The following is a 21,262-nucleotide window of genomic DNA, read 5'->3' as shown; positions in this document are numbered from 1 at the left end:
CGCCGACGACGATCAGACGATTGGGGTGGGGGGATGGTTGTACGGGGTGGGTGAGACGGGGGAGGAAAGTGGTTCGCGAACGGGAGTGGTCGGTGCGGGGGCTCGTGGGGGAGTGGTTTCTGCGTCACCAGTTCGAGTGAAGCGAGGGTGTTTTCGCAGGTGAGCCTGTATGGGCGCCTAGCGTGGCGGCGTTGCTTGTGCCCCGTGCACGCCCAGCCCACACTTGAGGAGGAGGTGTCACCTTGACCGCTCTTGCACATGAGAGGCCCGAGACCATGTCCGAGGCAGGGACTGAAGTCGTGAACGGACCCGGCCTGGACGAGGCCTTGTGGCAGGTGTGGAAGGCCATGGACCCACCCGAGGGCTACCGCGCTGAGATCATTGAGGGAGCCATCGAGTTGTCGCCCACCGCTCGCCGTTCGCACGGCCTGATCGCCAATCGAGTGCGACGGGCCCTGGACAGGTTCCTGGACGGCGGCGAATACGCCTGCTATCAGGACATGAATGTGATCCACAACCGCAGGGCGTGGATCCCGGATGCCTTCGTCGCTCCGGAGGACACGGAGCCGTGCCGCGACGAGGACGACATGGGCGTGACCGCCGACTCCGTGCGCCTCGTCGTCGAAGTTGTCTCCCCGGGCAGGCGGAACCAGGACCGGGACCGAGTGAAGAAGCGGCGCGAGTACGCCCGCGCCGGTATTCCGGTGTACGTCGTCATCGACGACTACGACGGTGAGGGCGCCGTCACGCTTTTCACCGGGCCGCGCCCGGAGGCGGCCGACTGGAGCGACATCCGCCGCGTCCCCTACGGCACGGAGGTCGTCATCCCGGAAGGGCCTGCCAAGGGCTTCGTCATCGGCGAGGCGATCACGGGGGAGAAGCGGGACTGAAATTCCGGCTCGCCCGGGTGACGTTCTCGGACGACCCGGTCAGTCGCCCACGCCGAGCCCTGGGCTAGGGCGCTCGTGGCCGGGTGGCAGTTGCTGGGGCTGCTGGGTGGTGGGGCGCGGCGCGCCGGAGGTGCCGCGTGGACGCATGCCGACTTCCCAGAGGGGGATGTCGGGCGCGGCTCGGTCGGCGGTGGGTGTGGTGGGTTCCGGTCGGTCGGGGGTGGGTGTGGCGGATGCCGGTCGGTCGGGGGTGGGTGTGGTGGGTTCCTGTCGGTCCGGGGTGGGAGCGCTCGGGGTCCGTTCGGCGGTGGGGGGTTGTTGCTGCGGCTGTGCCTCCCTCTGCGGCGGTGTGGCGCTCGCGGGGCCTCCGGCCGAGGTTTCCGTCTCCGTCTCCGTCTCTCTCCCCGTCTCCGTGGCCCGGTCCGGGCGGCGCCAGCGTTCCGGGATGGTCGACCGGTGTTGCACGGCGCTCTCATCGCCTGCCTGGACCGCTGCCACGGCCCGCGCGCGCAGGGCGCTCTGGCGGGCGACGGGGGCGAAGCCGGGAGCGGCGTTGCCCGTCTCGGAGGGCAGACCTCGCAGGCCCATCTCGTTCAACTGCTGCTGGAGGCCCGACTCCGGGGCGAAGATCTCGCGCGGCAGCTGCCAGGAGGCCGCGCCGTCGACGTCGACCCGGTGTTCCTTGCCGTCGACGGTGAAGGTGAGGCCGTAGCCGATGTACTGGTCGTCCTTGTCGAACTGCAGGTCGCCGGAGATCTCACCGCTCCGCTCCCGGACCTCGTTCGCGAGGACCTGGAGGGCGGGCGGGAGCGGGTTGGTACGGCCGAGGCTGGCGACGTAGCCGCCGGCCCGCACCACCTTGCGCTGTATGTTCTCGCCCTCCCCTTCCTCGTAGGCGATGTGGAAGCGGGTCTCCTCGCCCTCCTCGTCCCAGTACGTCTCGATGGCGCCCAGCCGCGCCGTGATGAAGGTCAGCCGTTTCTTGTCGGGCCCGCCGTACGCCTTCTCCATCGCCGGGAACTGGACCTGGTGCCGCAGGGCCGACGGTGGAGGCGCGCCGATGATCGTGACGTGGGCGTCCGGGTTCTGCGTGAGGATGATCTCGGCGTTGGCGACTCCGGAGCCGCCGGAGCCCGCGACGACCCAGTCCTTCGTCTTCCGCGCGTCGAAGCGGTTCTCGGCGACCTCGTCGCCGAGCAGCGCCCGGCCCGGTGCCTCCTCCCGTGCCGTCTCCCACTTCGCGGTCGAGTCGAGGGCGCCGAAGCAGTTGTCGATGCGGGCCTTGCCGGGGCCGAGGCCGGAGGTGAGGGCCTCCATCAGTGGTGAGGACTTCAGGACGTCGAGCACCGTACGGGCGTCCGTGCCGCCCCGTTCGGGCTGGGTCAGCCAGGTCCGCAGGTCGCCCGCGTGGGGGAGCCCCTCGTCCTCCAACTCCCCCAGCCGGTCAGCGATCAGCCGCACCGCCTCGTCGCGGCTCTCCACGCCGTGGTCCCCGCGGGGCATGCCGGGGACGACCTCGGGGGTCAGCCCGGTGGCGATGCTCGGGACGCCGTCGCAGGCCACCCACAGTGGGCGTGGGGCCTCCTTGCCGTCCTCGGCCGGCCGTTGGATCTCGGCGAGGAGTTCGTTGTGCTGGCCGAGCCGCAGGCGGGCGTGGCCGTTCACCACGTCGCCCCGGGTGGCGAGTTGGTCCTCCCAGATCCGTACGGCGTCGATGGGCAGGCGGTGCCCGGGGTGCTCGACCGTGGAGTGCGGGTCGACTCCCATCCACTGGGCGAGGTCCCGGTCCTGATCCGCCGACTGCACGATGCCCTGGCCGGGGTCCAGGTGCCACCGGCCCGCCGCGTCGATCAGCAGCGCGTCCGGGTCCCGTCCGGTCAGGCTCGCGCCGCCGCCGATCACCACGCGGCGGTTGGGGAACTCTTCCTTCGCCAACTGCCCTTCGATGGCCTCCTCGGTGCGGGTGCTGATCTGGGCGCGGTACTCGGCCCATTGCACGGAGGCTGCCTTCAACTGGTCGCGGGGGAGGGGCAGTCCGTTCTGGTCATAGCCGGGCATGGGCATGGTGACTTCGCGGCGGCCGATGAACGCTTCGACCTGGCGCTCGGCTCGTAGGGCGGCGTCGCGGGAGGCTTGGAGGGCGGTGGCGTCGGCGGGGTTGAGGTGTTCTATGGGGCGGGCGAGGGTGGCGACGAGGCGTTTCGCATCGGAGGAGAGGAGGTCGTTCGACACGACGTACCGTCTGTTCGCGGCCCGGGACTCGGTCGTGAACCGCTCCGAGTCGGCCATGGGCGCTACTGGCCGGAGACCACACCGGTCGAGCAGAGCTGAGAGGTCGGCACGTGCCTCGGCCTGGTGCTCCTCCGCGAGGGTAGGTTCGGATGCGCGGGCTGCGAGCCAGTTCAGTTCGGCGATACGTCCGTGATCCCGGCTCGACAGTTCGTGCCGGTTGCCGATGTCGGGCTCCTGGTTCAGGAGGTTCTCGCGCACCGGCGCCAGACCCTGACTCGACCGGTCACGAGTGGCGATGAGTTCGCCCACCTCGTGAGCCAGAACACGGGTCAGGAATTCGCTGGGCAGACGGTCGGATATCTGCACGACGTACTGATCCGTCGTCGTGTTCGTCATCGTGCTGGAGATCACTCCGGAGGCCATCGGAATGGCGTCCAGCCACAAACTTGCCGAGCCGCCCTGGGCGTCCTCCAGGGCGAAGTACTCTCTCCCGTCGTCCGAGCGTCTCTCGTCGATCGACTTGAATCGCTCTCCGAGCACGACGGATGCCACGGTCGGAAGTTCACGTTTCACCGCTGCGATCAGGGCGGCTTGCCGGGCTCGCAACCGCGTGTCGGTGACCGTCGTGTCCACGTGATGTTCCTCCCCCGTATCCGCGCAGACGAATGCGCCGAACAACCCTTAGGATCATGTCATGTTGACAGCGCGCTCATCGGCCGAAGCCCATCTGTACATGGACCTGCATCGCTGTGAGTGCGGGTCGGGGGACTTCGACCGTCAGCACCGGCTGGAGCTGCGCGGCGACGTCCTTGTCGCGGTGTACGAGGGTGCTTGCAGGCAGTGTGAAAGAACCCGCCGTTTCGAGTTCCGCATGGCGGAAGAGGTTCCACCGCCGCCGCCGGCTTTCGGTGGTCCGGAGCCGTCGCAGATCATCGACCCAGGGGAGTTTGAGGCAGTCGCGGGTCGACTTGCTGAATCCACTGGAATTCAGCTCCTCAACACGCCTGAGGCCGAGCATCATCAGTTTCGCGACGCGATCGCCTATGTCGTTGCGGCGTACGAGGAGATGCTGAAGTTCCTCCCGCCGGGCGAGAATGCCATTCCGGCCGGCGCCTTCACGTCCGAGGTGGGTAAGGCTCGTTATCGACGCGATCCGGGAAATTATGACCGCGACATTCTGGAGCTGAACGTGCGAGCTGCTCGGGCGGTCCTCAACGACATCGACGAGGTCAGCAACGGTTCGGGGCCCTCCGCGTAGGGCACGGGAGGGCGGATTGCCCGCGAACCGGGCCGAGCGCGGCTGAGCCTGGGGCCGTGGCTCATGAGGGCGGGGGCAGCTGGTCCGCCACGAACGTCCCCAGCCCGACTTCGCCCCGTGTCCAGCCCTGCTCCCGAACCTGCCGCATGGCCTTCGCCGCCGTCGCGTTCACCACGCCGAACTCCAGGGCGATCTCCAGAGTGGACGGCACACGGCTTCCCGGCGGGTACGTGCCGTCCTCGATGCGTCGGATGATCTCCGCTGCGATCTGCCGCCACAGCGGGCGCGTACGGTCAAGGATCATCGAGTGGACGTTTCCCCGGAGGCTGGCGGCAGCGGGTCGACAACATACGTCCCCTTGGCGGCCAGCGTCTCGACCAGTCCTCGTTCGCGCAGGTCACGCACAGCCCGCCGTACTGTTCCAGGGCTGACCTGGTGCACATCGGCCAGTGCGCGTTCGTTCTCGAGCCGACCGCCGGGCGGAATCTCCCCGCTGCGGATCCGGCGCTCCAAGTCCCTTGCGATGCGTACCCACTCGTACTCAACCATGCATCGATGATCTGTGCGGGCAGTGCGTCACGCGCACTGGGTAGCACGCTGTGCGGACTGTGCAGGCAGAGCGCACTGTGCACACGTAGCGGATTGTGCTTATCCTGGGACACGAAAGCGCCCCGGCGGGAAGGGTGAGAGCTTCCCTGCCGGGGCTCAGCCGACTACACAGGAGTCGACCTATGCGCAGCCTACTGGCCGCGATCCTGAGCCTTTTCCTGCCTGCTCGCGGGGTGCACCGTGCGGTTGCGTTGCCCGCGACTCCCGCCCCCTCCTGCCCGCCCGTTCCTGCATACCGGCCCGCACCTCCGTGTCCGTTTCTCGGCGACATCATCAGGGTCGACGGGTCGCCCCTCGTCCGGCCCTACGTCGTCGTCTGGGAGCGTGAGCGGGATGAGCTCGATCGTCGGCGTCTGCAGCGGGCGCGGCGTCGGGCGGCCGTGCTGGCGACGATGGGGCAGGACTGCAGTTCCTGGGAGGCCGCCGTATGAGCGGGCCGCGACTGCGCAGCCTCGGCGTGGACCCGGCGACCGGCCGGGAGGCCTTCGCGGACACGTGCCCCGGGGGCGTCCTCGAAGGGCTGGCCGACGCGCAGGCCCTGAAGGCCGCCGCCGTGCTGGTGGCGGTCGTGGGTGCCGTACTGGAGGTGGGGAAGGCGTCGGACGCCGAACTTGCCGCCTTCGTACCGGCGTTGTACGCGGCGCTTGAGGAATGCGTCGGCATCATGGACGCGGATCACGCACGGCTGGCATCGGTGAACGAACAGCGGATCACACAGCCGCAGCGTCACGGGAGTGAAAATGAATGAAGATGCAGCGGCCGGGATTCCGCCGGTGACCGACGAGGTCCGTGAGCAGGCTGTCGCCCAGCCGAACGGCTGGGTCTACGCCATCGATGCGTACTTCGACCCGAACGGAGAGGTTCCGCCGTACGGCGTGGTCGGTGCCTGGAAGGTCGATTCGCGGGGCCAACTCACCGGAGAATTCAAGAAGAACCCCAACTACCGTCCCTCGCCTCGCACACTCGGGATGGCGGAGCCGACCGACGCAGTGGACGCGGCCATTCAGCTGGCGGCGGTCCGCTATGGGTCCGAGGCGGATCTGAGACTCGCTCTGATGGACGCCGTCGTCTATGTGGCTCTCGACGCGCACCACGTCTCACCGATCGTGATTCACACGAGCCCTGCGCAGGCCGCGAGTTCAGCAGAAGAACTCCGCCGGACCCCCTTCCGTGAACTCCTGTCCGGCCTGCCCGAGGATGCCGTCCTCAGGCTGAACCCCGGTGGTTCGGCGGCCGTGGACATCCCTGTGGCCGACCTGGGCAGGGCGGTGTGAGAACCATGGCCGAGGACCTGTCCGGACGTGCACCCCATCGTTACCGCCTTCGGCGGGCGCATTAGGAACGCAATGATGACTCAGGAGATCGCGCTCGCGCCCAACACGCAGGCGAACAGGCCTATCGGAAGTTTCAGCGTCATCCACGTCCACGCACCTCGGGGACAGGCCGCGACGGTGCGACTCTCTGTCGCATCCGAGGGCGAGGAAGCGCGTCACTCGCTGACCGTGGGTGACGTGTTCCCAGTCCAGGACCAGCGGTGGAAGCTCGACCGGATCGTGGACCTCTACTCCCCGACCGGCGACTGGACGGTCGTTCTCTCCCGAGTGGCGTGAGATGAGCGAGGTGGACGCGGCCGAATCAGGAAGACACTCGCAGGAGGCACCCGTGACGGACGAGACTGGGCCCGAGTTCGTCATGATCTCGACGTTCCGCAGAAGGACTGCGGAGGGATTCATGCTCGCGGCTTTCGTCATCGACGAGAGGGAGTGCGAGTCTCCTGCGGAGATGAGGTCGATCAGGAACGAGGCCCTCACCGAGATCCAGCGTCGGCGCGTCGTCGGAGAGTTCGAGACCCGGAGGGCGAAGGCCGGTGAGCTGCCGTCGACTCTGCCTCGATGGGCGGAATACAAGAGGCGGCTGGAAGCTGCGGACAAAGAGCCGTCCTGACCCATCGGGTGTTCGGTGCGTGGCACGCGTGGGGCAACGCCCGCCGACAGTCGGCGGTACCCGCTCCGCCCCGCCGGAGGTCCTGCCGCTCAAGCTGGCGGGCCCGTTCGGCAACGTACAACGGCTCGACACGCGCTCGCGGCCCCAGCAGTGGCGTTCCTGCTACCGCGAGACGCGCCATCACTTGTTACATCGGACCTCAGTCAAGCTGTTCCGTCGTGCCGTCCGGGTGGATCAGGAGTCGGATCGCGCCGCCGTAGCGGTTGTCCGTGATGGTGGCCGGGGTGGGGGCGCCGACTTGTTGGGCGCGTTGTTGGAGGATCGACAGGACGACGTCCTGGATGTCGCCGTAGGGCGGGGCGGTGACCGGGACGCCGTCGATGAGGCCGGCGTTGGGGGAGAAGACGTGGACCTGGGCGTCGGACGCGGCGGGGTCCACGGTCGGCGGGGGCGGACCCTGGGGCGGGAACGGTTCGGTCATCGGGGGCTGGGGTTCCTTCCGGCTCGCTCGGGTCAGGCGCTCTTCGCCTCTCCCCGTTCGGGGAGGAGGGCGTCGTCGATGTCCTGGACGTTTTCGACGTTCTCGATGTTTACGACGTTCAGGACGCGAGCGTACGTGCCGCGCGAGAGGCGTTGCAGGCGGCCCGACTTGACCAGCGCGGACAGGACGTTGCTGATGGTCTTCGACGGGTCGCCGTAGATGCCCGAGGGCAGGGCGCGGAGAACGTCGCGGGCGGAGAAGGCGCCGGGGAAGCCGGCGACGGCCTTCTCGACGGCCGCGCGGATGCTGGGGGTGGAGGGTGTCCGGCGGGTCTGCGCCGGTCCGGCTCCGGCTCCCGCTCCCGCCGCGGTGCCCGCGAGCGGATGGCCACCGTGCAGGGCGTGTGCCGCTGGGTGAGCCGTGGGGGCGGCCGGGTGCGGGAGGCGGTCGTGGATCTCGCGGACTGCCGTGCGGATGGTCTCCAGTCGGGCGGCGTCGCCGGTGTCGTCCGAGGCGGCGGCCAGCATGGTGGCGACCTTCTCTATGTTCGCGAGCGTGGCGGCGAGTTCGCGCAGCAGCGGTTCCAGGAAGTCGCGGCGGAGCGCGGACACAGGGTCGGTGGTGGCGAGTTCGACGGAGACGGAGCCGGTGAGGGGGCGGCGGGGAGCAAGGGGTGTCCCGTCGGCATCCGAGGGGGCTTCGGCGTGGTCCGGGAGCAGTGACTCGACGGCTTGCCGTACGGCCGGGATGTCACGCGGGGCCTCGGGACCGGTGTCGCCGCCGGGCATGCAGGTCAGCATCGTGACGAGCTGTTCGAGGCTGGTGAGCGCGGGCAGGGCGGAGCGCACCAGGGGGCCGAGCACGGCCTGCCGTACGGCCAGGGCGGGATCCTCGTACGAGAAGGTGATCCGTTGCCCGGCCTCGGCCGCTGCCATGGGTTCCTCGCTCCTGTCGTTCGACGGTCCGGACGTATACGACGGCCCGCCCGGAGGGGTCGTCTGTCTGTGGGTCGGCTGTGTGGTGGTGTGCGATTGCAACAGCGATGTCAACGCGGCGCGCGGCGGGTATTTCCTCAACAAGCTCTGACTGTCGGCCAGTTGACTCTGGAGCTGGTCGAACGCGTCGAGGATACGCTCCAGTTCGGGAAGGTCCGGAGTGGTCGGCCGACGGTTTCCGGAGTGGGTCGCCGAGGACTCGTCGGCGCGGGACCTCAGCCGGGTGAGGCGCCGGGGGAGCGAGCCGGAGTCGAAGCGGACCGCGGCGTGGGCGGGCAGGTCGCCGTTCTCGTCGCCGAGGTCGAGTATGCGGCGCAGCGCACGCCGGTCCTCGCGGGTGGTGGCCGCCGTGTAGCCGTACGGCTCGGCGTACGCGACGGCGTCCTGCAGACATTCCGCCCAGAGCGGGCAGGAGGCGCACAGGTCGCGGGCGGTGCGGAGGAGGACGAGGTGCTGGCGGCGCTGATCGGGTGGGATGCCGGGCGCCGCCGTCATCGGGGTGTCCGGGCCGTGAAGGCCGTGTGGGTGCTCGGAGTTGTCCAGCAGCGGGTGTTGGAAGACGTCCGGCCGACGCCGACAGGGCAGAGCCGCGTCGGGTATGTGGGCCTCCCGTGCGACCGCCTTGCGGGCGGGTCGCGCGGGCAGCCTGGCCAGCGTCGTATGGCTCGCCATACGCATGAGTAATAGCCCCCGTGGTGATCCGTGATCGCGGGGGACTCTAGAACACATTGTCAAACTGTTGCAACGCATGTGCAAAGTGCTGGCCGGAAACGAACAGTGCCGCGACGAACCGTTCACAAGAGCCTCAACTGTCCGCCGTTTTCCGGGCGTCACGAGGACGCGGCCGACGTATCGCCTGGCCCAGCCTTCTGACCCGGGCCGTCATGGCCTTCGCGGATGCGCCGCGTACGGCGAGCACCCCGAGCACGCCCACGAAACCGATGGGCACGCCTGCCTCTGGCGCGAACATGCCGACGACGGAGCCGATGACCAAGATCACATCGGCGAGCACGACCGTGACGCCGCGCCGGCCCGGGTGCTCCTTCACCATCCAGGCGCCGAGCAGGGCCATGCCGGTCAGGGCCCAGTAGCCGAACGCGGCGGTTCCGGTGACGGCCGCGCTCGTGGTCATCCGGGCCGACTCACCCACCGCCGAGAAGTAGCCGGTGAAGGCGGTGGCGAGGATCGTCGAGGCGAGGGCCAGGAGGAGTTGGGTGCGGCGGCGGAGGAGCCAGACGGCTCCGCCGAGGAGCAGCAGGGCGCAGACCATCACGAAGGACGAGCCGCTCTGCGAGGCGATCATGAAGAGGGTGTAGGCGGCGGCCAGGCCGAAGACGATGCGGGGGAGCATGCGTACGGCCCAGGGGTCGGTCTTGTCCTGGTGGAGGAGGCGGCGGAGGCGGGACTGGGTATGGGTTCGGCGGGTGGTGGGGGTGCCCGGGGTGCGGTTCATGGAGCGGTCACATTCCCATGCCGGTGTCTTGCGCCTGTTCGGGGGCGCCAGGGGCTTGAGTGGGGGTGGGGGCTGCGGGAGCCTGGGCAGCGGGGGCCGGGGCGGGCTTGAGGGTGACTCCGGGCAGGAAGTGCGCGCCTGCGATGGCTTGCGACGCGGTTCCGAGCGGTTGGATCGGCCGGGGGCCCACCTTGGCGTTCACTTCCACACCAGGCAGATAAGCGCCGTGGGTACTGACCACAGGGTTGGTCGCCGCGCGACTCTCGTGCGCCCACGCCAGGTCCGTGGAGCTGGGCAGCACGACCTCGTGGTCGGGACGCAGGACTCTGACTTCCTCGACGAGTCTTTCGACATCGGCCGTACGGGCAGGGCCGTCCATCGCGGCCACGCGAGCACAGACCTCGAGCACGGCGGCGCGTTGGGCCTCCGGAGTGGGCAGCGACTTCAGGTGCTCCAGGTCGAGGTGGCCCGCCTTGGTCAAGGGCGTGTACTTGGGGTCGTTCTCGTCGTACCAGAAGGTGTGCACCTGGGCGCGAACGGCCCGGGAGGCCAGCAACTCCTGGGTCTCCGGAGCGAGACCCGCGTACTTGTCCAGCGGCGGCGGATACGCGAAGTCGATGATGTCGAGCTTGCCGTCCTGGCGGAGCTGCCGAGATTCCGTCTGGTAGGCGACGGTTCCGGGATTGAGCTCGGCCATGAAGAAGAGCGCCTCGTTCTCGGTCTTCGCGGCGTACTTCTGTGAGAGAGCGTTCCACGCATCGGATGCCAGGCCCAGACCCGCTTGCTCGTCCAGTTTGAGTGCGTCTTGGACGTCTGGATGCCACAGGTGGAATTCACCCAGCGCCTTGCCGCCGGGAGTGCCCTCCAGATACCGCAGAGTCTCAGGCACGATCGCGTTCTGAGCCTCGGTGTACGCAGCGGCCACGTGCATACTCTTGAGCTCTTCCCCGGCATGCGTGGCGACGTTCGGGTGATCTGCCAGCTGATAGGACCAGAAGGCAGACCTCGTCTCGGGGGTGGGCAGGTCCATGTCCTGCTCGGCGGCGAACTCCATCAGCCGCTTGCGGAGCTGCTCCCTGTACTCCTGCTTGGGAAGGCCGGCAATGCCTTGGCGCAACCGCTTCGCAATGCTCTTGACCTCCTCGGGGGTGGGCGCCTTGCTTCTGCCCTGTCGGTCCCGCGCGTCATCGACGACATGGTCCGACACGTTCACCCGGATCACACTGCCTCCGGCGGGTAGCAGCGGATGTTAATGCGTGCGCTCCGGAGTTCGCCCGGCTCCAGAGCGGCGCCGAGACTGACGGTGAGTACGGTGATACGTCCTTCCGGGCCGCTCTCACGCCACACGGCCATGCGGTAAGGGTCCATGTCCTCCAGACGGATGCCGCGAGGCATGAGCCAGTGCTGGTCGTGAGGCGGTTCCGGGAAGGCGGGGTCGTCCCAGGCGCCGGCGAAGACCGGTTCGCCGAGCACAGGGCGTGCGGCCGCCACATACGCGCCCCATGTCGCGGCGGCCTGTGTCAGGACCAAGTCGTTCTCCGACGTGTCGTCAGCCCACATGTCCCAGCTGGTCCAGCTGAGCTGCTTGATCGGTGCCCATGAGGCCTCTTGCTCGGGCCAGAGCGCGATGGTCTGGCCCGTGGTGCTGCGCACCGTCAGCACCCGCTCCGCCGACGTCGGCTTCCACCCGAACAGCGCGCACCAGTCGTCCAGGGCCTGGCCAGGGTTGGGCGGGCCCGCCCAGACTGCGGGCCAGTCCACGTACTCAAGGCCCTTGAGTTCTTCGGCCAGCTGATCGGGGCTGCGATCGATGCTGAGGTTCGTCATCGTTTGTCACCTTCCTCGCGTTCCGGAGGGCTCTGGTTCACCCGTGCCGTGCCTGCCGCTCCGCCTCCACGTGGGCGGGATCGTGGCAGACGAGCACGATCCTCGCATCGGCCGGGACCGGACCGCCTCGGACGGCCGCGCCGAGCGTCATACGTAGCTCGACGACGGGTGCATGCGGCGGAAGGAAGCGCCACACCGCCACCCGGTGGGGGTCCTGGTGATCCGTGCGCCAGCGTGCGTCCGGCCATGGATGCGGGCCGGGAAGTTCTGGAAAGTCCGGGCTGTCCCACGTGCTCTGGTGGGTCGGGTTGCCCAGGTAGCCGCGCAGCGCCTCGTAGTGGGCCTGCCAGCGGGCCTCGGAGAGGTCCGTGACCCGGTCGTTCTCCGACAGGTCCCGGGACCGGGCCGCCCACACCGTGTATTCGGCCCGGGTCACCGGGAGGGCCGGGCCGAGAGAGACGAGGTGCAGACGGCCGCCCAGGGATGTGCGGACCCGCAGGCCGGACTGGAACCACAGGGGCTGCCAGCCGAAGCCGGCGCACCAGTGGGCGCGCTTGTCCGTGTCCGCCGGGACACCCGCCCAGACCGTGGGCCAGTCCACGCCGGTGAGCCGCTGCATTTCCCCGACCAACTGGTCGGGGGTGCGGTCGGCGGTCAGGGCGGGCATGGGCTGACTCCTCGGGGTCGGCGGGGCTCTGGCGTTCGGCAGCGGGTGTCAGACGCGACCATCGGGGGTGCGTGGGTCCCGTGGGGCCGGGGTCGGAGGCGTGGATGGACGAGGCGTAGGTGATGGCTCGGCCGCCTGGGTCCGGGGGCGAGTGGTGGGCGGCTGAGGATTCGGGTCCTGCGTCTGCTGCGAGGCCGGTGGACTCTCGGGCTGGGAGCTTTGCTCAGGCGACGGCGTTCGAGGCGCCTGCGAGGTCGACTGACCACTGGAACCACTCACACGACCGCCACGGGAGGAAGAGGCCGAGGGTGGGGCCTCCGGGGGCGCTGCCGCAGCCGGCGAAGCCTGCCTGTTGTCCTTGAGCTGGTCCTGGCCCGACTTGTACGCCGCGTACGAAGCCTTGCGCTGCTCCCGTTGTGACATGCCGATCCAGCCCTGCTGCTGGAGCCCCTTACGGCCCTTGCGTCCGGTGAGCAAGTTGGCTGCCCCCGCGGCGGTCTTGCCCACGACCCGCCCGCCCGCCTTGGCCGTGGTCGCCATGGCGGTGTTCCCCTTGGCGACCATCTTGTCGCTCCCGGCGCTCGCCGCCTCCCGGATGCCCATCGCGTCACCGGCACCGCCGGCGAACTCGGGACTGAAGTTCCCCGCGAGGAGCTTCTTCAGCATCATCACCACGGCGGCAGTGACCAGGACCAGCATCAACAGCTGCGTACCCAGGGCGACCTGGGCTGGAAGGATGATCTGGTAGAGGACGAGCAAGACGGTCAGGATCACTCCGAAGCCCGCGCGCAGCACGAAGCTGTGGATGAACGTCTCCAGCCAGCCCTTGAGCAGCTTCTGCTGTGAGGGGTGGATACCGAGTGTGGCGACCAACGGCAACATGATGATCAGGATCAGCGTGACCGCGTGCCAGAGCAGGGTGAGCGCGCTGAGGACGATGACCATCACACCGACGATGAAGGCGGCGATGACGGAATAGAAGGCAATGCCCACTCGGTCGGAGGCGTTCATGCCTGCCCAGTCGGGGTATGGCACTGGGTAGTGCGTGCCCTTGGCGATGTCGTCGCGGATCAGCTGCCAGTCGTAGAACTGGTCGAGTTTCTTGTCGTCTCCATCACCGGGTACGGACGACGTGTCGATGTCGGTTATGGATTGTGTGACGACTTGGCGCACGCGGAGGTCTGCGCAGCGGGTGCTGCCATTCGTGCCCCAATAGCAACCGGAGTGGTCCGGGACTCCTATCGAGACCCCTTTCGGGACCGTCTCAGGGCAGTAACCGCTCACGGCGGTCGATTTGTCGCTCTTCATCCTGAAGATGCAGGTGTTGCCCGCCTCTCCGAACTGGCCCAGTGCCCACGGGCGGAACGCCAGCGTGTCGTACATGGCGCAACTGGAGAGACGAAGCCCCTCATTCCCTCGATCGTCGTTCAGGTCGCACGGCGGCTGCGGCGTACCCGACACGCTGGACAGCGCGGTCGATGTGAGTGTCGAGTTGGCTTCCGCGATCCATTTGTCAGCACCTGACACGAACTTGTCGTAGTTGGTGTCGTACAGAACGGCCATGACCGCGATTGTGGTCAACGCGGTCCAGGAGATTCCGGCCCAGACCTCGCGCATGTCGCCCTTGCGCCACTTGGCGAACACCCAGAAGCCGACCAGCGCGATCATTACTGGGACGGCGGGCTTGAGGACGTTGTCCTTGAGCGTCTTGACGACGTTGTCCCGCCCCGAGTAAAGGCCCGCGAACGGACTCGGGTTGGAGGCCATCTCCTTGATCGAGATGGAGAACCGGGTCAGGACCTTGGTGCCGTTGAAGATGATGTTCGCCATGCCGTTGTTGACCCAGGTCATGAGCGAACAGTCATCCGCCCCGCTGAACCAGGTGCCGTTGGCCTTTTGGGCGTCTTCCTTGTCCTTAAAGGTCATGGACCAGTTGAGGCCCCGCATGCCGTTCAGTTCGTACAGGGTGTAGCTGCCCGCGTCCTCCGGCTTGACCAAGTCGTCCGGGACGTATAGTTCTTCGACCAGGAGATCGCCGATGGCCGGCGGGGGAGCCCACTGCACAACCGTGGGTATGAAGGCCTCGCCGTTACTGCCCGGGGAGTCCCTGTGGTAAGTCTCGTCCCCGGTGAAATCGCAGGTGAAGTCTGCGGACGCCGACGTCGGCGCGGCCAGGGTGAGGGCGATCAGCGCCAGCACCAGAAAGAGGCCGGCACGGACGGCTGCGCCGACTTTTCGAATGCGGCGGCTCAGCGCGTTGCGCGGGGGCATCTGAAGTCCTAACGGGGATGGGGCGAGGACGAGATCGGCGGCGAATTCCGCATCGCTCTTTTGGGAGGAAATAAATTCCTCTGGGCTGAGCTGCGGGGCCTTCCCATGGGATCCTTTGTGCTACTGGTCCAGGGGATCGAGGACAAAGTTGGTCAGCACGCAGCCGCTCGCCAACGCTTTCTCCGTGTGATATCCCTCGGGAGCCTTGAAGCGCGGATCGCAGTTCTCCATCAACATGCCCGCTTCGAGCAAGGTCTTGCTAGCCAGGTAATTCGTGGGGTCGACGATGAAGTCACTGCCGAAGAAGAACCGTCCGCGCGCCAGCTCCCAATAACTTTTCCCCTCTTCCTCCTCTCGGGCCATTTTGCGGTAGTTCTCCTGGAACATTTTCATGTCCTTGGGCAGGTAAATAGTCCAGCCGCCCGTGTCGGACCGCGCATCGCCGCAGAATCCGGCTTTGCGGATGGCCCACGGGTCGGCTTCCTCCGGAGTATTGCTGGTTTGTTCCGCAGGGCCGAGGAACCCAAAGAGAGGCGTTTGCTGCGCCATCTCGTCGACGGTGAGGTTGTCGCAAGGAAGCCCTGCCCCGGTGATGAATTCCTGGACGTCCCTCAGCGTCTTGGCGCTGGGGCGGCTCGCTTTCTCTGCCTCGGGGGAGGGCGAACCGCTGGCGCGGGAGAAGAACGAACCGTCGTCGTCCTCTTCGGAGTCGGATCCGCACGCGGTGAGCGAGGTGAGCAGGGCGAGGGACACGACGCTCGTGGTGAGGGTCTTGGACCGGAACATGAAGGTGTGGCCTCCTGGGGTGATGGTGGTTCGGGAAGACGTCATGCCGCCGACGGTTCCGGTGTCGCGGACCGTGCCGTCGTCGCCGATTCCTCCTGCGCCTCCTGCAGGAACGTCCAGTCCCACACGCTCAGCGGCGGGTTGACGCCCTGGCGGGCCGGGCGGGTCGTGCCGTTGGTGTCCGTGGCGGCCAGGATCTCCTTGAAGACCAGGTCGACGGCGACCGTGCCGACGCGCTTGTCGGCGTCGCGCTGGAGGCAGACACCGGTGCGGAGTTCCTGGAGCGCGGCGACGACCTTCGGGTCGTCCTCGGGGCGGCCGAGGAGCGGAGCCACCAGGGACGCCTCCTGCGCCGACTTCTGCTTGAAGGCGAAGACCGTGTGGATCTGGTTGGCTCCACCGCTACGGGCCTCGGAGTCCTCGATCTGGACGAGGTCGATCGCCTGCTGGGTGATCAGGACGGTCACGGCCATGTACGAACGGCCCTGCTTCAGGGCGCGGCGCATCAGATCGCGGCCCGACTCCGTGGCCGTGACGACGTACGCCTCGTCCACGAACAGCGCCTTCGGGCGCAGACCGATCTCGCCCGTGACCGGGTTCTTCTCGTAACCGACGTCCAGCATCTGGCTGCCCAGCTCCACGACCGCCATCAGGGCCGTCGCCGCCAGGCGCTCCGCCGGGTTCCAGCTGCGTGGGTCGGAGGCCGCGGGGGACTGGAAGCCCCGCAGGGTGATCACCGTACGGCGCTTGCGCATCGCGGAGAGCGGCTGGGGCTGCTCGGAGAAGGCGAGACGGGCGTAGGGGAGGGTGCGCAGCTCGGTGAGGAGCATCTGCGCGAGTTTCAGGTCCTTCGTCGCCTCCCGGTCGCCCGAGGCGAGCGCCTGCTCGTACGCCGTCACGACCTCGTCGACCACCTGCCACAGCGTCGGGCGGGGGACCTGGGCGTCGGCGTCGCGGGCCGTCAGGCCCTGGTCGACGGCCTGGCGCATCGCCGAGTTGTAGCGGCCGACGACCGTGGCCATCGCCTCGATGACGGGGAGGCGTACGCGCTGGTAGTCCTCGTCGCCGAGGAAGCCGCGCAGCATGGACTCGGCCAGCAGACGGCCGGCCGGGACGTCGCGGGCGATCACCCACGGGTCCAGGACGCCGGCCTGCCCCTTGAGAAGGTCGACGACCTCCGTCTCCGCCCAGAACTCCGGGTTCACCGGCTGGAAGCGGCTCTGCGGGGTGCCGAGGAGGCCCGCCTCCGCGTCGCCGGAGAACGCCGGGTCGTTCACCTGGGAGCCGAAGGCGAGGTAGTAGCAGAGCTGGGCGAAGTCGGTCTTGGGGTCGATGACCAGGCAGCGGACGCCGGACTCCGACTCCTCGTAGAACTTCTGCAGGGCCAGGGAGGACTTGCCACCACCGGACGCGCCTACGATCGCCAGACCACCGCCGTCGTTACGCGCCGGGCCGACGTGCAGCGAGTAGTGCACCGGCATCTTGCCCGCCCAGCCGACCAGGTTGCCGACCCAGCCGAGGCGTTTGCCCGAGCGCTGCTCGGGGTTGTCACCCAACTCCGTTCCGGCGGTGGGCAGTCCGGCGCCCAGCTGCTCGACCTCCTGGAGGCGGAGGTAGGGGGCGATGGGGAGCTTCGGGGCGTCGCCCGGGAGCTGGGACTGGAGCAGACGCCACTGCTGGCGCGTCGGACGGAGCAGCGTGACCTTCAGGTCCTGCTTGAACTGCATCTCCAGGACCCGGCGGCGGCGTTCCAGCTCCTTCACGCTCGGAGCCGAGATCGTGAAGCGGATCTGCGCCTCCATCCCCGGCATCTTGTGCTCCTCGATGTCGTCGACGAGCTCCTGGGCGCGGGTGACCTGGTGGGCCAGCTTGGTGTCGGGGCTGCGGCCGGAGTTGGCCATGTCGTTCATCTCGTCGACGAGGTTGCCGCGGATCTTGTCGGCGCGGTCCTTGAACTTCAGGTACGGGATGAGCGTGAACCGCATGTCGATCTCGACGGGGAAGTCCACGTGCTGCGCGGCGTACCGGGCCCAGGCCGTCGACTGCCGGAAGCGGGTCTCGGCGGGCCAGTTGGCGGCGACCAGGGTGGTGGTGTAGCTGGTCTGCTGCTCGCCGGTGACCTCGTCGTACTGGTTCAGGACGATGTGCGTCTTGCGGTTCTCGCCCGAGAAGTCGACGACCAGGTCGAAGGCGTTGGGGCCCCAGGCGCGCGAGCCGAGCACCGGCTCGGGCGGGACCGGCAGGTCGCCGTGGAGGGGCTTGCGGATCAGCCAGACCAGCTCTTCGCGGGTGAGTGGGGTGCCCCGGAGGGTTTCCAGGCTCTCGTGGACCTCGGTCGCCACCTGCGTCCATTCCGCGACGACGGAGGGCGACAGATACTCGTCGGCGACCCCGGTCGCGGTGGCGGCCACGTGGTCGGCTGCGCCTCGTACGCCGCGCAGCAGGCCCGGCTCGTCGTACGGCTCGTCGTCCTCGGACATCACCCCGGAACCACCGCTGCTGCGCTTGAGCGAACCCAGCTTCACCAGCAGGACGTTGCGCTCCCGGTTGGCACCGATGCGCTCCTGGTACTCGGCCTTGCGGAGGTTGTAGGCCTTGTAGTTGTCCGTCGGGTCCCAGGCGACCGCGTTCAGGTCCTCCGCCCAGGTCATCGCGGTGATCGGCTGGTAGACCTTGCGGTAGTGGCACTCGACGTTGCGGTCACCTCGGGCGAGGTTGAGCAGACCGCGCGGCGGGCCCTCGGCCATCGCCTGGAGTTCCTGGGCGTTCAGGTACTCGTCGATGGCGTTGGGCAGGACGAGGCCGGTCCACACCGAATCGCCGTGGACGAAGATCATGTCGTCCGCGTAGCGGTACGGCAGCCGGAGGTCTTCGCGCCGTGCCGAGGCGCCGGCCCCGGAGGACGACCTGGAACGGCCGGCCGACGAACTGGCCCGACCACCGCCACCGCCCTGGCCCGGCTTCTTGCTCGACGTGGCGGCCATGATCATGGCGACCACGAAGAAGGCGGCCGCCCCGCCCAGAAGGATCAACAGGAACATGGACATGGAGGAGTCATCCTGCGGTAGTCGGCTTGGTACGGGGGTGGATCAGCGGGGGAGAACGGCCTGGTCAGAGGTTCAGCGGGGTGCCGAGAAGGCTGTACCGCGTTCGGCGGCGGCCCTGCGGGCGTCTTCGTAGCGGGCCTGCCAGCGTGGTGCTCCCGGGGTCCAGAGGATGACCTGCCAGTGCAGTTCCTCCGGTTCCTGGTCGGCGGAGAGCCCCTGCAGTCGCTTGGGCTGGAACCACCAGTCGGTCCACACCACCAGCTGCTGGCTCAGCGTGAGCGCCGAGGGCAGGGGCCGGCCCCAGACGAAGTAGACGGCGAACGGCGGCCCGAAGTAGAGGACCGACGTGAGCATCGACATGCCGAGGAAGGGGAGGAACGCGGACAGGGTGAACATGGCGATGAGCCACACCAGCCCGAAGCCGAAGGCCGCGCCCAGCGCCGGCAGCAGCAGGCCCGGGAGGGGGATGTTGCCCCAGTTCCAGATCCGCTTCGGCCGGTTGACCAGATCGGTGTGGTCGTAGGCGACCAGCGGCTCGGGCGCGTCCTGCGCCATGACGACCAACTCCTCCCGTTGCCAGTATTTATGACGGTGCGTCAGCTACCGTTGCCGATTTGGTCGCCGAGCGAGATGAGGAGACCGGCGAGACCACTGGCGCCACCGATGACCAGGGCGGCGAGCGCGATCATGCCGAAGCCCTGGAAGGCCTCGCGCATGCCGTCGCCGCGCTTCATCGACATCAGCATGCGGATGCCGAGGACGAGAAGGGCGATGACGGCGACGAGCGTGCCGGCGCTGGTGAGGATGGACTGCACCTCGCCGAACATCTCCTTCATCTTGTTGGTTCCGTCGCCGTCGGCGGCCAGGTACATGGTGGTTCCTCTCGGGTGGTGAAGAGCGAGCGATGCGAGTGGGGCGTGGAGGGTCAGGACTTCTGGGGCTTGTCGTCCCCGGACGGCTTGGACGAGCCGGAAGGCGACGCCGGGCCCGAGGGCGACGCCGAGCCCGAGGGCGACCCCGACGGTCCGCCGGTGCCCTCCTCCGGCACGGTCTGCTCGTCGGAGTCGGCCCGGCCGCCCTCCGCGTCGAGCACACCGCCGCGGATGTCCTTGATGAACCAGCCCTGCGCCGTGTTCACGACGGTCATCCGGTACGCGCGGCGCACGGTCGCACCCTTGGCGCCGGCCCAGGTGACGCTCACGCGGAGCTGCACGGCCTGATCGTTGCCGTAGGTGTACGAATCGGCGCCCTGGAGATTCTTGGGCACCAGCGCGACCACGTCGTCGACCGTCGGGTCCGTCAGCCGGCCGGCCAGGCCGGCGGTGGCCACCTGGGTGGCGCCGGGGGCGGCGAAGCGCGCCATGGCCGTGGAGTCGGAGGCGCCCCATGCCTCGAAGTAGCCCGGCAGCACCTTCTCCTGGAGCTGTGCCGCGAGTTCGTCGTCGACGACCTCGTCCTTGCTGATCTCGGGCACGTCGGCGCGGGAGGGCAGCGGCATCTGGCCGACGTCGCCGGCCACGCGCAGACCCTCGCCCGTCGCGAGGTCCTTCACGTACACGGGCACGGTGAGTGTGGTCAGGGAGCCGTCCTCGCTACGGACCTGGATCCCGAGGTAGCGGCCGCGGTCGCCGTACTCGGGAAGCTCTTCGAGGGTGCCGTCCCAGACGGCGGACAAGGCGGTGTTGGACCCCTCACCGCTCCAGCCGCACTCGGAGTCGACGCCGGAGGAGGCGTAGCGGGCCAGGTTCTCCCGGCGGTCCACCTCAGTCTCCGGCGAGTACGTCAGGCACAGCAGCGCGTACTGCTCGGCGAAGGTCGCCGCCTGCTGCGTCGGGAACTCGGTGAGGCGGTACTTGGCGGCGTCGTCGGAGTCGAGGCCCGCCGTGACGGAACCCGACGAGGCGCCGACCACCATTCCCATCACACCGCACGAGCCCAGGGCGAACACGCATGTGGTGATCAGCAGGGTGGCGCGCAGCGCGACGTGCGTACGGCGTCCGCCTGAGGGGGCCCGGCCGCCGGGCTTGGGGACGTCGAAGTCGCGGGCGGGGCGGGGCCTGGCGGCGGTGGGGGCGGTTCCGCCGACGGTGGCCGGGGCGGGAGTGACCGGGGCACCGGAGCGGGTTCCGAGGGTGAGGGTCTGGTTGCCGGCGGCCGGTGCCTGCGGCGCGTGGGAGACGGTCGAGGCCGCGGGAGGGGCGGCGGTGGCCGCCGCGGTCGGGGCCGGCGCGCCGCCCTTCTTGCGCTGCTCCTTCGCCGCCTTCTTCTGCTCGTACGCGGCCTTGCGGGCTGCCCGCTCCCGCTCGCGCTTCTCCTTCTTCGACTCACTGGCGGGGCGCGTCTCGCGCGGCGGCAGCGCCGGTACGGCGGCCTGCCCGGCCTGGGGCGTGTTGCGCACCCAGGCGGCGGCGACCTGCGCGCGGGCCGCGTCGGAGGGGAGCTGCTGCGGCTGGGGGTGGGAGGGCTGCGGGGCAGGGGGCTGCTGTCCGTGGCCCTGCGCCTGCCACGCCTGCGGCTGGGGCGGCTGGGGCTGTTGAGGAGGACCGAAGGACCCGGGCTGGCCGGAAGGCTGGCCTCCGCCGACCGCGCCAGCAGGGCTGTTGTGGTCTGTCATCGAGTCGGTTACTCCAGCGAGTCGGTTCCCCGTCCGCCTCGGCGGGCACGACCGCACCGCACGACGGGCCCTGGCCCAGCCAGGTGCGCAGGCAGTGTGACAAAGACCTGTCACCGCGCCGCCGTCGATTTCCTCGCCGGGAGACGGGAATTCCCGCGAGAGTGGAGTTCGGGAAAGCGTTCGGGAAA

Annotated in this window: 21 protein-coding genes; 6 read left to right on the top strand and 15 right to left on the bottom strand. The window is 68.7% G+C overall.

Translation table 11 applies throughout. The features are described 5' to 3' along the window. Positions 1–299 precede the first annotated feature (299 nt). Positions 300–890 (top strand): Uma2 family endonuclease, encoded by a 591-nt coding sequence (locus HW837_RS01705; protein ID WP_313895524.1) that lies wholly within the window; start codon positions 300–302, stop codon positions 888–890. Between the two features lie 39 nt (positions 891–929). Here the strand turns inward: HW837_RS01705 and HW837_RS01700 are convergent, their stop codons facing one another. Beyond that, positions 930–3,755, bottom strand: coding sequence for a hypothetical protein (locus tag HW837_RS01700; RefSeq protein WP_193382413.1), 2,826 nt, complete (start codon positions 3,753–3,755; stop codon positions 930–932). Between the two features lie 61 nt (positions 3,756–3,816). Here HW837_RS01700 and HW837_RS01695 point away from each other — a divergent pair, with 61 nt between their 5' ends. Further along, positions 3,817–4,380, top strand: coding sequence for a hypothetical protein (locus HW837_RS01695; RefSeq protein WP_193379480.1), 564 nt, complete (start codon positions 3,817–3,819; stop codon positions 4,378–4,380). 61 nt (positions 4,381–4,441) lie between these two features. Here HW837_RS01695 and HW837_RS01690 read toward each other — a convergent pair whose 3' ends face one another. Both HW837_RS01690 and HW837_RS01685 read right to left on the bottom strand, forming a co-directional pair. Beyond that, positions 4,442–4,684 carry a GntR family transcriptional regulator gene (locus HW837_RS01690; protein ID WP_193379481.1) on the bottom strand — a complete coding sequence of 81 codons (243 nt, stop codon included), beginning with the start codon at positions 4,682–4,684 and terminating at the stop codon, positions 4,442–4,444. Beyond that, entirely contained in the window at positions 4,681–4,929 is a 249-nt protein-coding gene (locus tag HW837_RS01685; protein ID WP_193379482.1) for a GntR family transcriptional regulator, read from the bottom strand. The genes HW837_RS01690 and HW837_RS01685 overlap by 4 nt, the downstream gene beginning before the upstream one ends. 487 nt (positions 4,930–5,416) lie before the next feature. Here HW837_RS01685 and HW837_RS49530 point away from each other — a divergent pair, with 487 nt between their 5' ends. The 4 genes from HW837_RS49530 to HW837_RS01670 all read left to right on the top strand — a co-directional run bounded on the left by HW837_RS49530 (position 5,417) and on the right by HW837_RS01670 (position 6,933). Next, complete coding sequence (locus HW837_RS49530) at positions 5,417–5,737, top strand: hypothetical protein (RefSeq protein WP_269153565.1); 321 nt, start codon at positions 5,417–5,419, stop codon at positions 5,735–5,737. Continuing rightward, on the top strand, positions 5,730–6,263 hold the full coding sequence (locus HW837_RS01675) for a type VII secretion system-associated protein (protein ID WP_196788729.1): 534 nt from the start codon (positions 5,730–5,732) through the stop codon (positions 6,261–6,263). Before HW837_RS49530 ends, HW837_RS01675 begins: the two co-directional genes overlap by 8 nt. 72 nt (positions 6,264–6,335) lie before the next feature. Then, on the top strand, positions 6,336–6,599 hold the full coding sequence (locus HW837_RS48315) for a DUF6406 domain-containing protein (protein WP_319678001.1): 264 nt from the start codon (positions 6,336–6,338) through the stop codon (positions 6,597–6,599). A gap of 52 nt (positions 6,600–6,651) precedes the next feature. Next, on the top strand, positions 6,652–6,933 hold the full coding sequence (locus tag HW837_RS01670; RefSeq protein ID WP_193379483.1) for a hypothetical protein: 282 nt from the start codon (positions 6,652–6,654) through the stop codon (positions 6,931–6,933). Positions 6,934–7,132: 199 nt separating this feature from the next. On the opposite strand, the gene HW837_RS01665 is transcribed toward HW837_RS01670, so the two are convergent. The 12 genes from HW837_RS01665 to HW837_RS01610 form a co-directional block, all read right to left on the bottom strand. Then, complete coding sequence (locus HW837_RS01665; RefSeq protein ID WP_193382414.1) at positions 7,133–7,414, bottom strand: hypothetical protein; 282 nt, start codon at positions 7,412–7,414, stop codon at positions 7,133–7,135. A gap of 32 nt (positions 7,415–7,446) precedes the next feature. Then, positions 7,447–9,081, bottom strand: a complete 1,635-nt coding sequence (locus HW837_RS01660; protein ID WP_193379484.1) for a WhiB family transcriptional regulator — start codon at positions 9,079–9,081, stop codon at positions 7,447–7,449. Between the two features lie 133 nt (positions 9,082–9,214). Beyond that, positions 9,215–9,862 carry a hypothetical protein gene (locus HW837_RS01655; RefSeq protein WP_193379485.1) on the bottom strand — a complete coding sequence of 216 codons (648 nt, stop codon included), beginning with the start codon at positions 9,860–9,862 and terminating at the stop codon, positions 9,215–9,217. A 7-nt stretch (positions 9,863–9,869) separates the two neighbouring features. After that, positions 9,870–11,084, bottom strand: coding sequence for a hypothetical protein (locus HW837_RS01650; protein ID WP_237269813.1), 1,215 nt, complete (start codon positions 11,082–11,084; stop codon positions 9,870–9,872). Beyond that, positions 11,081–11,689 carry a hypothetical protein gene (locus tag HW837_RS01645; RefSeq protein WP_193379486.1) on the bottom strand — a complete coding sequence of 203 codons (609 nt, stop codon included), beginning with the start codon at positions 11,687–11,689 and terminating at the stop codon, positions 11,081–11,083. The genes HW837_RS01650 and HW837_RS01645 overlap by 4 nt, the downstream gene beginning before the upstream one ends. A gap of 37 nt (positions 11,690–11,726) precedes the next feature. After that, on the bottom strand, positions 11,727–12,356 hold the full coding sequence (locus tag HW837_RS01640) for a hypothetical protein (RefSeq protein WP_193379487.1): 630 nt from the start codon (positions 12,354–12,356) through the stop codon (positions 11,727–11,729). 48 nt (positions 12,357–12,404) lie between these two features. Continuing rightward, a complete protein-coding gene (locus HW837_RS01635) occupies positions 12,405–14,627 on the bottom strand; it encodes an ECF transporter S component (protein ID WP_193382415.1) in 2,223 nt (740 codons plus the stop codon). A 120-nt stretch (positions 14,628–14,747) separates the two neighbouring features. After that, positions 14,748–15,458: a hypothetical protein gene (locus HW837_RS01630; protein ID WP_193379489.1), complete on the bottom strand. Its 711-nt coding sequence runs from the start codon at positions 15,456–15,458 to the stop codon at positions 14,748–14,750. Continuing rightward, complete coding sequence (locus tag HW837_RS01625; protein ID WP_237269811.1) at positions 15,455–18,460, bottom strand: ATP-binding protein; 3,006 nt, start codon at positions 18,458–18,460, stop codon at positions 15,455–15,457. Before HW837_RS01625 ends, HW837_RS01630 begins: the two co-directional genes overlap by 4 nt. A 72-nt stretch (positions 18,461–18,532) precedes the next feature. Beyond that, complete coding sequence (locus tag HW837_RS01620; RefSeq protein WP_045558206.1) at positions 18,533–19,015, bottom strand: hypothetical protein; 483 nt, start codon at positions 19,013–19,015, stop codon at positions 18,533–18,535. A gap of 41 nt (positions 19,016–19,056) precedes the next feature. Next, positions 19,057–19,332, bottom strand: a complete 276-nt coding sequence (locus HW837_RS01615) for a TrbC/VirB2 family protein (protein ID WP_045558205.1) — start codon at positions 19,330–19,332, stop codon at positions 19,057–19,059. 53 nt (positions 19,333–19,385) lie between these two features. Continuing rightward, the gene (locus HW837_RS01610; RefSeq protein WP_107439509.1) at positions 19,386–21,074 is read right to left on the bottom strand and encodes a conjugal transfer protein; all 1,689 of its coding nucleotides are present in this window, start codon (positions 21,072–21,074) and stop codon (positions 19,386–19,388) included. Positions 21,075–21,262: the final 188 nt, after the last annotated feature.

Source organism: Streptomyces caniscabiei, assembly GCF_014930365.1.
Classification (GTDB): Bacteria; Actinomycetota; Actinomycetes; order Streptomycetales; family Streptomycetaceae; genus Streptomyces; species Streptomyces caniscabiei.
This window is presented reverse-complemented; position numbering and strand designations above follow the sequence as displayed.